Source organism: Pseudomonas sp. Marseille-Q5299 (assembly GCF_943737035.1).
GTDB classification, from domain to species: domain Bacteria; phylum Pseudomonadota; class Gammaproteobacteria; order Pseudomonadales; family Pseudomonadaceae; genus Aquipseudomonas; species Aquipseudomonas putida_E.
The window spans coordinates 673,096-686,785 of sequence record NZ_CALSFR010000003.1; the positions used below are offsets into that span (position 1 = coordinate 673,096).

Consider the following 13,690-nt stretch of genomic DNA (forward strand, 5'->3'; position numbering starts at 1 on the left):
CGAAGCTTGAAGCTCAAAGCCCGCAGGCGCGCCCAACAGCGCCGTTAGCCGTAGCGACCGGTGATGTAGTCTTCGGTCTGCTTCTTCGCCGGGTTGGTGAACAGGGTGTCGGTATCACCGAATTCGACCAGTTTGCCCATGTACATGAACGCGGTGTAGTCCGAAACACGGGCCGCCTGTTGCATGTTGTGGGTCACGATAACGATGGTGTACTTGGATTTCAGTTCGTAGATCAGCTCTTCGACCTTCAGCGTCGAGATCGGGTCCAGTGCCGAGCAAGGCTCGTCGAGCAGCAGCACTTCAGGCTCGACGGCGATGGTACGGGCGATCACCAGACGCTGCTGCTGGCCGCCGGACAGGCCCAGCGCCGAGTCATGCAGGCGGTCCTTGACCTCCTCCCACAGGGCCGCGCCCTTCAGTGCCCACTCGACCGCTTCGTCCAGCACGCGCTTCTTGTTGATGCCCTGGATACGCAGGCCATACACCACGTTCTCGTAGATGGTCTTGGGGAACGGGTTTGGCTTCTGGAACACCATGCCCACGCGGCGGCGCAGCTCGGCCACGTCCTCGCCCTTGCGGTAGATGTTGTTGCCGTACAGGTTGATGGCGCCTTCGACACGGCAACCGTCAACCAGGTCGTTCATGCGGTTGAAGGTGCGCAGCAGGGTCGACTTGCCGCAGCCGGACGGGCCGATGAAAGCCGTCACGCGTTGCTTGGGGATGTTCATGCTGACATCGAACAACGCCTGCTTGTCACCGTAATACAGGCTCAGGCCGGGTACTTCGATGGCCACGGTCTCTTCGGCCAGGCGCAGGCTCTGCTTGTCGCGGCCCAGGGCAGCCATGTCGATGCCGTGGGTGTGGGATTCTTGCTGCATGGTCTCACTCCGTTTGTAGCTGCAAGCTTTGAGCTGCAAGCTGCAAGTTAGGGCAAAGCGGCACTCCTCTTGGAGCTTGCCGCTTGTGGCTTAAAGCATCAATCAGTGGTCGAGGGCCTTGTACTTCTCGCGCAGGTGGTTACGGATCCACACCGCCGAGAGGTTAAGGGTGGCGATTACCATCACCAGCAGCAGCGCAGTGGCGTATACCAACGGCCGCGCGGCCTCGACGTTGGGGCTCTGGAAGCCGACATCGTAGATGTGGAAGCCCAGGTGCATGATCTTCTGGTCCAGGTGCAGGTACGGGTAGTTACCGTCCAGCGGCAACGACGGCGCCAGCTTGACCACGCCGACCAACATCAGCGGCGCCACTTCACCAGCGGCACGGGCCACGGCGAGGATCATGCCGGTCATCATCGCCGGGCTGGCCATTGGCAGCACGATTTTCCACAGGGTCTCGGCCTTGGTCGCGCCAAGCGCCAGCGAGCCTTCACGCACGGTGCGTGGAATACGCGCCAGGCCTTCCTCGGTGGCCACGATCACCACCGGCACAGCCAGCAGCGCCAGGGTCAGCGATGCCCACAGCAGGCCTGGCGTGCCCAGGGTCGGTGCCGGCAGCGACTCGGGGAAGAACAGACGGTCGATCGAACCACCCAGCACATAGACGAAGAAGCCCAGGCCGAACACGCCGTAGACGATGGCCGGAACGCCCGCCAGGTTGTTCACGGCGATGCGGATCAGGCGCGTCACCGGGCCTTGCTTGGCGTATTCGCGCAAGTAGACCGCCGCCAGCACGCCGAACGGGGTGACGATCACGGCCATGATCAGGGTCATCATCACGGTACCGAAAATAGCCGGGAAGATACCGCCTTCGGTGTTGGCTTCACGAGGATCGTCGCTGAGGAACTCCCAGACCTTGGCGAAGTAGGTGCCCATCTTGGTAAAGCCGGACATGGCGTTAGGCTGGATGGCGTGCACGACCTTGCTCAGGTTGATCTCCACTTCGCGACCGTTGCCGTCGCGAGCGACCAGGCTGTCGCGGGAGAAGGCCTGATGCAGGCTGCTGAGGCGGTCTTCGATGGCCTTGTAGCGGCTGTTCAACTCGGCACGTTCGGCATCCATGTCGGCCTGGGCCGTAGCGTCCAGCTTGCCTTCCAGCTCCAGCTTGCGGCCATGCAGACGCAGGCGCTCAAGGCCATGGTTGATGGCACCGATGTCTTTTTTCTCAAGCTGCTGCAGCTCGCTGTTGAGCTGGTTGGCGCGTTTCAGGCGTGCCTGCAGCTCGTCCCAGGCGCCAGCGCCCTCGGCGACCACGCGGCCTTGTTCCTTGACGCTCACCAGGTAGCCGTAGAAGTTGCCCCATTCGCGGCGCTCCAGGGCGATCAGGTCGACCGGGCGCTGCTCATCGACCAACCATTCACCGACCACCCAGGTGAAGTCACTGCCGTTGAGGTCACGGTTACCCACCTTGATCAGCTCACGGGTCATGAACTCCGGGCCTTCGTCAGGAACCGGCAGGCCGGCACCCTTGAGGCGGACGCGGGGCACTTCTTCTTTCTGAACCACTTCACCGACGATGACGTGGTCACCCTGGCCCGGCACCTTGTAGGTGGCCTGGACCAGGTCGGCGGGCCAGAAGTGGCCCAAGCCGCGTACAGCGATCACGGCCAGCAGGCCGACGGTCATGATGACCGCCATGGCGACCGCGCCACCGCTGATCCAGACGCCTGGGGCGCCGCTCTTGAACCAGCCTTTGAGGGAATCCTTTTTCACGGATCTCTACCTTTCTATCAAAGCGACGAGTATTTCTTGCGCAGACGCTGGCGAATCAGCTCGGCCAAGGTGTTCATGATGAAGGTGAACATCAGCAGCACGAGAGCGGCGAGGAACAGCACACGGTAATGGCTGCCGCCGACTTCGGATTCGGGCATTTCCACCGCCACGTTGGCGGCCAAGGTACGCATGCCTTCGAACAGGTTCATCTCCATCACCGGGGTGTTGCCGGTGGCCATGAGCACGATCATGGTCTCGCCCACCGCTCGGCCCATGCCGATCATCAGCGCCGAGAAGATACCCGGGCTGGCAGTGAGGATGACCACACGAGTCAAGGTCTGCCACGGCGTCGCACCCAGGGCCAGGGAGCCCAGGGTCAGGCTGCGCGGCACGCTGAACACGGCGTCTTCGGCGATCGAGTAGATGTTCGGGATGACCGCAAAGCCCATGGCGATACCCACTACCAGGGCGTTGCGCTGGTCGTAGGTGATACCCAGGTCATTGGTGATCCACAGGCGCATGTCGCCGCCGAAGAACCAGGTTTCCAGGTACGGGCTCATGGTCAGGGCGAACCAGCCGGTGAACAGGATCACCGGGATCAGGATGGCGGCTTCCCAACCATCCGGCACGCGCAGGCGAATCGACTCAGGCAGGCGGCTCCAGGTGAAGCCCGCCAGCAGGATGCCGAACGGCATCAGCAGGAACAGGCTGAACACACCCGGCAGGTGCCCTTCCAGGTACGGCGCGAGGAACAGGCCAGCGAAGAAGCCGAGGATCACCGTCGGCATCGCTTCCATCAGTTCGATCACCGGCTTGACCTTGCGGCGCATGCCCGGGGCCATGAAGTAAGCGGTGTAGATTGCTGCAGCGATGGCCAGCGGAGCCGCCAGGATCATCGCGTAGAACGCGGCCTTGAGGGTACCGAAGGTCAGGGGCGACAGGCTCAGCTTAGGCTCGAAGTCGGTGTTCGAAGCCGTCGACTGCCAGACGTACTTGGGCTCGTCGTAGTTCTCGTACCAGACCTTGCCCCACAGTGCGCTGAAGGAAATTTCCGGGTGCGGGTTCTTCAGGTTCAGTGGCAGCAGCTTGCCGCCCTCTTCGATGAAGATACGGTTGGCACGCGGCGACAGGGCCAGGATACCCGGGCCTTCGGCAGCAGGCTCGACCAGCAGGGTGCGGTGCGCGGTGCTGTGGAAGACGCCCAGCTTGCCTTCGGCGTCCAGGGCGATGAAGCCCTTGCGGCGCTCTTCGGCGTCGATCTGGACGATCGGCGCCTTGCCCATCTGGAAGGTACGGATCTGCTTGAAACGCGATTCGCCATCCGGGTCACGGGCCATGAACCACTGGGCCAGGCCGCCTTTGGAGTCACCGATGATCAGCGAGATGCCGCCGACCAGTTGCGCGGTGGCGGTGATCTCGGTGTCAGCGCTCTCGGACAGCTTGTAGCGGCCATTGAGGCTCTTGTCGCGCAGGCTGAAGACATCCGCGGTGGCTCGGCCGTTGATCACGTACAGCCACTGCTGGCGCGGGTCGATGAAGATGTTCTTCACCACCTCGGTCATTTGCGGCAGCTCGATGCGGTTTTGCTCGGTGGTGACCTCTTCGGTCATCAGGTTTTCGGTGCGCGTCAGCTCGACCACCTGCAGGTGCGCGCCGGTGGAACCGGCCAGCATCAGGGTATCGCCGTTTACGTTGACGCTGACGTGCTCCAGCGCGCGGCCCTGCTCATCCAACACGAACGGCTCCTGGCCGTACGGGTAGTCGATGCCTGGGGTGATGGTCTTTTTGTTGTCCGGGTAAGTGATCTTGTAGGTGTGGTGGAACACCAGCGCCTGACCATTGGACAAGCCCAGCACTACCAGCGGGCTGCCCGGCTGGTCGGTGCTGATCGAGCTGACCTGGGTGCCTGCCGGCAGCGGCAGGTCGACGCGGTTGAGCTCGTTACCGGTCTTGGTATCGAAGAACAGTGCCTGCCCCTTGTCCGAGACGCGCATGCCGACCAGGTTCTGCTCTTCGAGCGCGATCATCAGCGGCTTACCGGCATCCTGCTGCAGCCAGGTCGGCTCCAGGGCCTTCTTGCTGGTCAGCTCGGCGCCCTGGAACAGCGGCAGCACCACGTAGGCCAGATAGAAGAAGATCAGCGTGATGGCTGCCAGCACGGCAAGCCCGCCCACCAGTACATACCAGCGGGTCAGGCGGTCCTTGAGCGCGCGCATGCGGCGCTTGCGTTGCAACTCGGGCGTATTGAAATCAATCCGCTCGGGAGGGGATTTTTGGGTCATGGTGGAGTTGGCCAGATCATTCATGCGCACACCCTAGCGGTCCCGTATGACAAAAACATGACAGTGCGTTGACGCAAAAAAGCCCGCCGCTCAGGAGCCCTGGCTTCGGACCGAGAATTCGTGGAAAAGACCGGCTTCAGTGCCGGCCTTTTCCTCAGTTACTTACTTCTTTGCAACGTTACCGGCGTGGGACAGGCCCAGGTCAGCCAGGGTCTTGTCGACCACCTTGGCCGGCAGCGGAATGTAGCCGTCCTTCACCACGACCTGCTGGCCAGCCTGCGACAGCACCAGCTTGACGAACTCGGCTTCCAGCGGGGCCAGAGGCTTGTTCGGGGCCTTGTTGACGTATACGTACAGGAAGCGCGACAGCGGGTAGGTGCCGTTCAGGGCATTGGCCTCGTTGTCTTCGATGAACTCGCCACCTTCCTTCTTGGCCAGACCTACGGTCTTGACGCTGGCAGTCTTGTAGCCGATACCCGAGTAGCCGATGCCGTTCAACGAGGAGCTGATCGACTGCACGACCGACGCCGAGCCGGGCTGTTCGTTGACATTAGGCTTGAAGTCACCTTTGCACAGGGCCTCTTCCTTGAAGTAACCGTAGGTACCCGATACCGAGTTACGGCCGAACAGCTGAACTGGCTTGTTGGCCAGGTCGCCGGTCACGCCCAGGTCGCCCCAGGTCTTGACGTCGGCCTTGGCGCCGCACAGACGAGTGGAAGAGAAGATCGCGTCGACCTGAGCCATGGTCAGGCCCTTGATCGGGTTGTCCTTGTGTACGAACACGGCCAGGGCGTCGACGGCGACCGGGATGGCGGTCGGCTTGTAGCCATACTTCTGCTCGAAGGCCTGCAGCTCGACGTCCTTCATCTTGCGGCTCATCGGGCCAAGGTTGGCGGTGCCTTCGGTCAGCGCGGGTGGCGCGGTGGAGGAGCCGGCAGCCTGGATCTGGATGTTGACGTTCGGATATTCCTTCTTGTAGGCCTCGGCCCACAGAGTCATGAGGTTCGCGAGGGTGTCGGAACCGACGCTGGAGAGGTTGCCCGAAACACCGGTAGTCTTGGTGTAGGTCGGGATCGCAGGGTCGACGGCGGCTACCGCGTTGGCGGTTGCAACGCCAGCGGCGGCAAAGGTGAGGGCCGCCATCAAACGCTTCAGTTTCATGCCTTGCTCCTAGCAGGAATATTGGGATGTTGGATGGATCGGGCCCAAGTATCTGCAGGCCGCATGAATACGATATGACTCCAATATGACAATTGGATGAAAGGCCATCACTGGATACCCAGGATGGCCTTTCAAAATGTTGCAAGCGTGGGGGCTAGAGCGATATCAGCGTTTTTTCGACAGCAAATACAGCCCGACAACCAGACCGACGGCGCACAGGCCCGCTACGTAATAAGCAGGCGCCATCGGGCTGACCTTGAGCAGCGCGGTCACCACCATCGGCGTCAAGCCGCCGAAAATGGCGTAGGCCACGTTGTAGGAGAACGACAGGCCGCTGAAGCGCACCGCCGCCGGGAACGCCTTGACCATCACATAGGGCACCGCGCCGATCACGCCTACGCACAGGCCGGTGATGGCATACAGCGGGAACAGCAGTTGCGGGTGGGTCGGCAGGCTGTGGTAGAAGGTCCAGGATGTCACCAGCAGCAACAGGCTGCCGATCACGAAGACGCGGCCGGCACCAAAGCGGTCGGCCAGGCTCCCAGAGCCGATGCAGCCAAGGCTAAGCAGCACGATCGCCAGGCTATTGGCCTTGAGCGAGTCGGTGGGGCTGATGTGGTAGATGCTCTGCAACAACGCCGGTGTCATCAGGATGACCACTACGATGCCGGCAGAAAGCATCCAGGTCAGCAGCATCGACAGGATGATCGGCCCGCGGTGATCACGCAGCACGGCCCGCAGCGGCAGCTCTTCGGCAAGCGCCTTGCGCTGCTGCATCTCGGCGAATACCGGCGTTTCGTGCAGCCAGCGGCGCAGGTACACCGAGAACAGGCCGAACACACCGCCAAGCAGGAACGGGATGCGCCAGGCGTATTCGGCGACTTCTTCAACGCTGTAGGCCGTGTTGATCAGCGTCGCCACCAGCGAGCCAAGCAGGATGCCAGCGGTCAGGCCGGCGGTCAGGGTACCGCAGGCATAGCCGGTGTTGCGCGCTGGCACATGCTCGGACACGAACACCCAGGCGCCAGGCACTTCGCCCCCGATCGCCGCACCCTGGATCACGCGCATCAACAGCAACAGGATCGGTGCCCACATGCCGATCTGGGCATAGGTCGGCAGCAAGCCCATGATCAGCGTTGGCAGGGCCATCATGAAGATGCTCAGGGTGAACATCTTCTTGCGCCCAAGCAGGTCGCCGAAGTGGGCCATGATGATGCCGCCCAGCGGCCGGGCCAGGTAGCCAGCGGCGAAAATGCCGAAGGTCTGCATCAGACGCAGCCACTCGGGCATGTCGGCCGGGAAGAACAGCTTGCCGACCACCGTGGCGAAAAACACGAAAATGATGAAGTCGTAGAACTCAAGGGCTCCGCCTAGCGCGGACAGTGAGAGGGTCTTGTAGTCACTGCGGGTCAGCGGCCGCGAGGGCTGCTCGATACTGCTCGGCACGGAGGTCATTGCTTGTTCTTCTCTTGTAGGGCATGCAGGCCGCTTGGCACGCGGCTTCTGGCGGTGACAGGCGAAGATAGCAAATTGCCGGGGCGTGCTGAAAGCGATACAAAATCCATACAGATATTCATGACTGCACGGTCGTCGCTGAGCGTTTGGCTATATATACTGCCCGTTCGTAGGAAAACGTTGCCGCCACGGTGGGATGTTGTGCGAAAACGCCGGTCTTTTAAGTCAGGCGGTTTCGCAGAATTTCCCTACGGCCGTCCAGCGAAACGAAATCGGCGTAGTATGTTTCAAGCTGAATCGTTTACTCGGCCTTTGCGCCACACCAACGAAAGCGTCACGGGTCAGAGGCCCCACCGCATGATTGAGCTCGAACAAGAAGATCCTATCCCGCAAGGCGACCTGGCCCTGCAAATCACTGCGTTGCCCCGCGAAACCAACGGTTTTGGCGACATCTTTGGCGGCTGGCTGGTCGCCCAGATGGACCTGGCAGGCACTGCCATGGCGAGCCGCGTCGCGGGTGGCCGGGTGGCAACAGTGGCCATTGACCGCATGGCCTTCCTGGTGCCTGTGGCCGTGGGCGCACAACTGTCGTTCTATACCCAGACGCTGGAAATCGGCCGCAGCTCGATCCAGATGATGGTCGAAGTGTGGAGCGACGACCCGCTGTCCAGCGAATGGCGCAAGGTTACCGAAGCAGTGTTCGTCTTCGTCGCCATCGATGGCAGCGGCCGCACCCGCTCGGTGCCTCGTCGCTAAGCCACGCGAGCGGTAAACTCATTGCAAGGCACCGGGTCCAAGGCCCACAGGCAATCAATGAGACGAGCGCAATGGCTACCTACCAGGTCGTAACCGAGCAACACGGCGAACTCAACTGCTGGCGTATCACCAGCGACCGTGCCGAACTACTGATCGCCCAGCAAGGCGCCCAGATCCTCAGCTACCAGCACATTGGCGAGCCGCCGCTGCTGTGGCTGAGTGACCAGGCCATGTTCCGTCAGGGTAAGTCGGTGCGCGCAGGCGTGCCGGTGTGCTGGCCGTGGTTCGGCAACCTGCAGCGCAACCCCGAATCCGTTCAGGGCATGTACCGTGGCACGCAGGCTCCCGCCCATGGGTTGGCCCGCACATGTGACTGGCAACTGTTGGGCATCGAAGAGGCAGCCGGCGCGCTGCGCATCGAATTCGAACTGCCAAAGGCCCAGGGCGATCTGCCAGAGTGGCCGCATGATGTGGAGCTGAAGCTGCTGATCGTCATGGGTGATGCGCTTGAACTGACCCTCACCAGCCGTAACAGGGGCAATACCCCTGTCACCATCAGCCAGGCCCTGCACAGCTACTTTGCCGTCAGCGATGTGCGCCAGGCGCGCGTCGAGGGTGTCGACGGGCTGGGCTACATCGAGACCCTGGCTGACTGGGAACAGCGCCAGCAGCAGGGTGCGCTGACGTTCACCGGTGAGACCGATCGCATCTACCTGAATACGCCTGCACAACTGAGCATTGTCGACCCGCACTGGAACCGGCGCATTACCCTGACCAGCAGCGGTTCACGTTCAGCGGTGATCTGGAACCCATGGACCGACAGAGCCCGGGATTTGCCTGACATGGCCGATGATGGCTGGCAGCGGATGCTGTGCATCGAGACGGCGAATGTCTGGGACGATGTGGTGGAGTTGAAGCCTGGGGCGTTCCATTCGCTGCAAGTGGCAATTGGCAGCGTAGCGCTTTGATTCAACTGCCTGGGACCGCTGTGCGGTCCTTTCGCGACACAAGGCCGCTCAGAGATCGCGCATACCTGCAGGAGCAGCCCCTTCACAGGTCAGCGTCCTCCACCACCCTCACCTTCCGGGCTTCCAGCGCATACGCCGCATCGGCCAGGTCGTTGCTGACCTTTTCCACCTTCAACGTCCCGCTGACCCACAACGGCGTGTAGATGTCATCGATCTTCAAGCCCTTCGGATAGCGCACCAGCACCAGCTGGTTGGGTGGCGGCGGCGGTACATGGATGCAGGCGCCCGGGTACGGCACCAGGAAGAACAGCGTGCTGTTGCCCTTGGCATCGCTTTCAAGCGGCACGGGGTAACCACCGAGACGAATTTCCTTGCCATTCATGGCGGCCACGGTCTTGGTCGAGTACATCACCGCCGGCAGGCCCTTGCTTTGCTTCAAGCCGCCCTTGTCGGTGAAGGTACCCATCGCCTCCGGCGAGTTGTGGTCGATCTCGGGCATTTGCTCGAGGGCTTTCTGGTCCGACTTGGGCATCAGCTCGAGCCAGTCGGTTTCAGGCAGTTCGGCATGGGCCAGGGAGCTGGCCAGGAGCATGGGGATGAGGAATAACGCACGCATGAAGATGCTCGGCAACTCGGATGAATTGCCGGGCATTCTAACCAGTATTCAGCGTTTCTTGATGAATCCGTAGATCACCAGAAGGACGATGGCACCCACCAGCGCGCCGAAGAAGCCCGCTGCCTGCCCGGCCTGGTAAATACCCAGCGCCTGGCCGCCATACGTGGCGATCAAGGAGCCGGCAATACCCAGCAGGATGGTCATGATCCAGCCCATGCTGTCGTCACCGGGCTTGATGAAGCGCGCCAGCAGACCAACGATGAGGCCGATGAAGATAGTTCCAATGATACCCATGGCAATCCCTCTGCAGTGAAGATGGAGCAAGCCAAAGCCTAGACAGCGCTTTGGCTTGTTGCCATTTCAGAGGGCGAACCGCTTGCAGAAGTTCGATCAGATGCCCGATCAGTTGCTGATCAGGGCCTCTACTTCGGCAATCTTGCGCTCGAGGGTGGCCATGTCCTGGCAACGCAAGGTGGCGTGGCCGACCTTGCGCCCGGCCTTGAAGGCCTTGCCATAGTGATGCAGGTGGCAGTCATCGATGGCGATGACCTTGTCCACTGCCGGCACTTCACCGATGAAGTTGAGCATGGCGCTCTCGCCAACCTTGGCAGTCGAACCCAGCGGCAGGCCGGCAACGGCGCGCAGGTGGTTTTCGAACTGGCTGCACTCGGCGCCTTCGATGGTCCAGTGCCCGGAGTTGTGCACACGCGGCGCGATCTCGTTGGCCTTGAGGCCACCGTCGACTTCAAAGAACTCGAAGGCCATCACACCCACATAGTCCAGCTGCTTGAGCACACGGCCGACATAATCTTCGGCCAGGCCCTGCAGAGGGTGCGCCTGGCTTGCCACGGACAGGCGCAGGATGCCGCTCTCGTGGGTGTTGTGCACCAACGGGTAGAAGCGGGTTTCGCCATCGCGTGCTCGCACGGCCACCAGGGACACTTCGCCGGTGAACGGCACGAAGCCTTCCAGCAGGCACGGCACGCTGCCCAGCTCGGCAAAGGTACCCACCACATCTTCAGGGGTGCGCAGAACCTTCTGGCCCTTGCCGTCGTAACCCAGGGTCCGGGTCTTGAGCACGGCCGGCAGGCCGATGCTGGCCACCGCCGCATCAAGGTCGGCCTGCGAGAGGATGTCGGCGAAGGCCGGGGTTGGAATGCCCAGGTCGCGGAACATGCTCTTCTCGAACAGGCGGTCGCGGGCGATACGCAGCGCTTCGGCGCTCGGGTACACCGGGACGAACTGCGAGAGGAAGGCGACGGTCTCGGCCGGGACGCTTTCGAACTCGAAGGTCACCAGGTCGACTTCGTCTGCCAGCTGGCGCAGGTGGTCCTGGTCGCCGTAGTCGGCACGCAGGTGCTCGCCAAGTGGCGCCGCGCAGGCGTCCGGCGCCGGGTCGAGGAAGGCGAAGTTCATGCCCAGCGGGGTGCCCGCCAGAGCCAGCATGCGGCCCAGCTGGCCGCCACCGATAACACCGATCTTCATGGGTTCAGCCTCAAGCCTGACGTGGGTCTGGATTGTCCAGCACAGTGTCGGTCTGCTCGGTGCGGAACTGCTTGAGCGCCGCGTGATACTGCGGGTATTTGGCACCGAGGATGCTCGCCGACAGCAGCGCGGCGTTGACCGCGCCGGCACGGCCGATGGCCAGGGTGGCAACCGGTACGCCGGCAGGCATCTGCACGATCGACAGCAGCGAGTCGACACCCGACAACATCGACGACTGTACCGGCACACCCAGCACCGGCAGGTGGGTCTTGGCGGCGCACATGCCAGGCAGGTGCGCAGCGCCACCAGCGCCGGCGATGATCACCTCGATGCCACGCCCTTCGGCTTCTTCAGCGTACTGGAACAGCAGATCCGGGGTGCGGTGGGCGGAAACCACCTTCACTTCGTAGGGAATGCCGAGTTTTTCCAGCATATCGGCGGTGTGGCTAAGGGTGGACCAATCGGACTTGGAGCCCATGATCACGCCAACCAGTGCACTCATCGTCGAGCCTCTCCTGCAAGCGCCTTCTGGCGCGCTAAAAGCAACAAGCCACGCAGGTGGACCGGCGTGGCTTGTCATACGGATTCTGAATCGACCGGGTCGGCCGAAGGCGCGGGATTGTAGCGTATTTCAAGTCGGCCCGCCCACCCCTACAAGCACATGTCGGATCAAAGGGCAAGCTGTCTCGTGGGACAACTTTTTCCCACTGCCGAAAGGCATTCCGGGTGGTGACGATTGCGCCCGCCAATTTCAATCTCCTTGGAGAATCGCCATGCCCAAGACCCTCACGTTCTTTTTCAGCCTCCTGCTGTCCCTGCAGCTGCCTTGCGCAGTAGCGGCCAAGTCGCTGGTTGTGACCGTTTACCTTCACGACGAACTGGCCAGCATCAGCGACGAGCAATTGCACAACGATTACTTTCAGCACTGGCTCGATGAGATGCGCAGTTTCACCTCCCACCCCACGGAACTGATCTTGCGACGCAACGTGCCCGGCATCACCGATATTGATTATCAAGGCGTGCCATCGAGTCAGATTCTTGAGGCGTTCACCCAAGGAGTGCTTGAACTGACCTCGAACCACCCCTTCTCGTTCATGAACAAGCACCTGCTGATGACGCGCAACAGCTATGACCACAGCGGGCTTAACTACAATGCGGGCCTGGCGTACTTCAAACAGAACACCGCCATCGCCTCATTGGCCGCTTACAGCAGCGCCGCCCATGAAATCGGCCATCTGCTTTCCGCCACGCATGAAGACGCCGAACTGAAGTTCAACGGATGGGTGTGCGAAACCTACACACACCCCCGAATTCCGGCCCGATCGAACTGCTACCGGTACAGCGACAAGAACCGGGCGAACATCGCCGACTACCTCAAGTACAACTCACACTGAGCCTTCACCTTGAGCACCAGCGGACTCGAGCTTGCGCCAGAGCAGGCGCACGTTGGCCTTGCGCACCAATGCACAGCGATACAAGCGGATTTCCAGTGGCACATGCCACTGGGCCCCTCCGCAGATGGCCAACTCGCCACGCTCCAGTTCGCCACGCATTGAAAGCCGGGGCACCCAGGCAACGCCCATGCCTTCCAACGCCATGCTCTTCAAACTGTCAGCCATGGCTGTTTCATAGACCGTGGTGTAACGCAAATTACGCTGGCGCAGCAGCAGGCTCACGGAGCGGCCAAGGAAGGCGCCGGCACTGTAAGCAAGCAACGGTACGCTGGCATCGCCCTCAAGGTCGAACATCGGCTTTCCATCGGCCCCCACGGCGCAGACGGGAAGCATTTCGGTGGTCCCCATGTGCAGCGACGGGAAAATTTCGGCGTCCATCTGCAGCGCCGCATCCGGGTCATAGAAAGCCAGCATCAAATCGCAGCCGCCTTCGCGCAAGGCATGCACAGCATCACCGACGTTGGTGGCTACCAGCCGTGTGGCGATGTTCAAACCATCGTTACGCAGTTGTGCAACCCAGCGAGGGAAAAAGCCTGATGCCAGCGAGTGCGCCGCCGCCACCTGGATCACCTCGCCCTGGCCACCTTCAAGATGATGCAAATGGCGTAGAACTTCGCTCAACTGGTCGACAACTGTGCGCGCCGTAACCAGAAAAAGTTGACCAGCCGCCGTCAGCTCGACGGGCGTGCGGGAACGATTCACCAGCGTCAGGCCAAGCGCCGCCTCCAGGCTACGAATACGTCGGCTGAACGCCGGCTGGGTGACGAAACGGCGCTCCGCCGCCTGGGAAAAACTACGGGTGGCGGCCAGCGCACTGAAGTCTTCCAGCCATTTGCTTTCTAGGTTCACTAAGCGAATCTCC

The 13,690-nt window shown here is 61.8% G+C and carries 13 protein-coding genes; 3 read left to right on the forward strand and 10 right to left on the reverse strand.

Features of this window, described 5'->3' with window-relative positions; all coding sequences use genetic code 11:
* Nucleotides 1-44: 44 nt before the first annotated feature.
* From pstB to NGJ21_RS11790, 5 genes are all read right to left on the reverse strand, one after another.
* Nucleotides 45-878, reverse strand: a complete 834-nt coding sequence (pstB, locus tag NGJ21_RS11770) for a phosphate ABC transporter ATP-binding protein PstB (RefSeq protein WP_012312099.1) — start codon at nucleotides 876-878, stop codon at nucleotides 45-47.
* Between the two features lie 102 nt (nucleotides 879-980).
* Complete coding sequence (gene pstA, locus NGJ21_RS11775; protein ID WP_115273266.1) at nucleotides 981-2,651, reverse strand: phosphate ABC transporter permease PstA; 1,671 nt, start codon at nucleotides 2,649-2,651, stop codon at nucleotides 981-983.
* A 17-nt stretch (nucleotides 2,652-2,668) separates the two neighbouring features.
* Complete coding sequence (locus NGJ21_RS11780) at nucleotides 2,669-4,957, reverse strand: ABC transporter permease family protein (RefSeq protein ID WP_251962145.1); 2,289 nt, start codon at nucleotides 4,955-4,957, stop codon at nucleotides 2,669-2,671.
* 138 nt (nucleotides 4,958-5,095) lie between these two features.
* The gene (locus tag NGJ21_RS11785) at nucleotides 5,096-6,094 is read right to left on the reverse strand and encodes a phosphate ABC transporter substrate-binding protein PstS (protein ID WP_012312096.1); all 999 of its coding nucleotides are present in this window, start codon (nucleotides 6,092-6,094) and stop codon (nucleotides 5,096-5,098) included.
* 165 nt (nucleotides 6,095-6,259) lie between these two features.
* Entirely contained in the window at nucleotides 6,260-7,549 is a 1,290-nt protein-coding gene (locus tag NGJ21_RS11790; RefSeq protein WP_237859712.1) for an MFS transporter, read from the reverse strand.
* A gap of 357 nt (nucleotides 7,550-7,906) precedes the next feature.
* Here NGJ21_RS11790 and NGJ21_RS11795 point away from each other — a divergent pair, with 357 nt between their 5' ends.
* Entirely contained in the window at nucleotides 7,907-8,305 is a 399-nt protein-coding gene (locus tag NGJ21_RS11795) for an acyl-CoA thioesterase (protein WP_003253317.1), read from the forward strand.
* A 71-nt stretch (nucleotides 8,306-8,376) separates the two neighbouring features.
* Nucleotides 8,377-9,273 (forward strand): D-hexose-6-phosphate mutarotase, encoded by an 897-nt coding sequence (locus NGJ21_RS11800; protein ID WP_251962146.1) that lies wholly within the window; start codon nucleotides 8,377-8,379, stop codon nucleotides 9,271-9,273.
* 82 nt (nucleotides 9,274-9,355) lie between these two features.
* Here the strand turns inward: NGJ21_RS11800 and NGJ21_RS11805 are convergent, their stop codons facing one another.
* The 4 genes from NGJ21_RS11805 to purE form a co-directional block, all read right to left on the reverse strand.
* Entirely contained in the window at nucleotides 9,356-9,889 is a 534-nt protein-coding gene (locus NGJ21_RS11805) for a DUF3299 domain-containing protein (RefSeq protein ID WP_196997276.1), read from the reverse strand.
* A 48-nt stretch (nucleotides 9,890-9,937) separates the two neighbouring features.
* Nucleotides 9,938-10,183, reverse strand: coding sequence for a GlsB/YeaQ/YmgE family stress response membrane protein (locus NGJ21_RS11810; protein ID WP_046786839.1), 246 nt, complete (start codon nucleotides 10,181-10,183; stop codon nucleotides 9,938-9,940).
* Between the two features lie 108 nt (nucleotides 10,184-10,291).
* Nucleotides 10,292-11,374 carry a 5-(carboxyamino)imidazole ribonucleotide synthase gene (locus NGJ21_RS11815; RefSeq protein WP_046786838.1) on the reverse strand — a complete coding sequence of 361 codons (1,083 nt, stop codon included), beginning with the start codon at nucleotides 11,372-11,374 and terminating at the stop codon, nucleotides 10,292-10,294.
* A gap of 10 nt (nucleotides 11,375-11,384) precedes the next feature.
* A complete protein-coding gene (purE, locus tag NGJ21_RS11820; RefSeq protein WP_003253304.1) occupies nucleotides 11,385-11,876 on the reverse strand; it encodes a 5-(carboxyamino)imidazole ribonucleotide mutase in 492 nt (163 codons plus the stop codon).
* Nucleotides 11,877-12,147: 271 nt separating this feature from the next.
* On the opposite strand from purE, the gene NGJ21_RS11825 reads away from it, so the two are divergent.
* Nucleotides 12,148-12,768 (forward strand): hypothetical protein, encoded by a 621-nt coding sequence (locus tag NGJ21_RS11825; protein ID WP_115273263.1) that lies wholly within the window; start codon nucleotides 12,148-12,150, stop codon nucleotides 12,766-12,768.
* On the opposite strand, the gene NGJ21_RS11830 is transcribed toward NGJ21_RS11825, so the two are convergent.
* Nucleotides 12,760-13,677, reverse strand: coding sequence for a LysR substrate-binding domain-containing protein (locus tag NGJ21_RS11830; protein ID WP_182445235.1), 918 nt, complete (start codon nucleotides 13,675-13,677; stop codon nucleotides 12,760-12,762). The two genes, NGJ21_RS11825 and NGJ21_RS11830, sit on opposite strands and share 9 nt — an antisense overlap.
* Nucleotides 13,678-13,690: the final 13 nt, after the last annotated feature.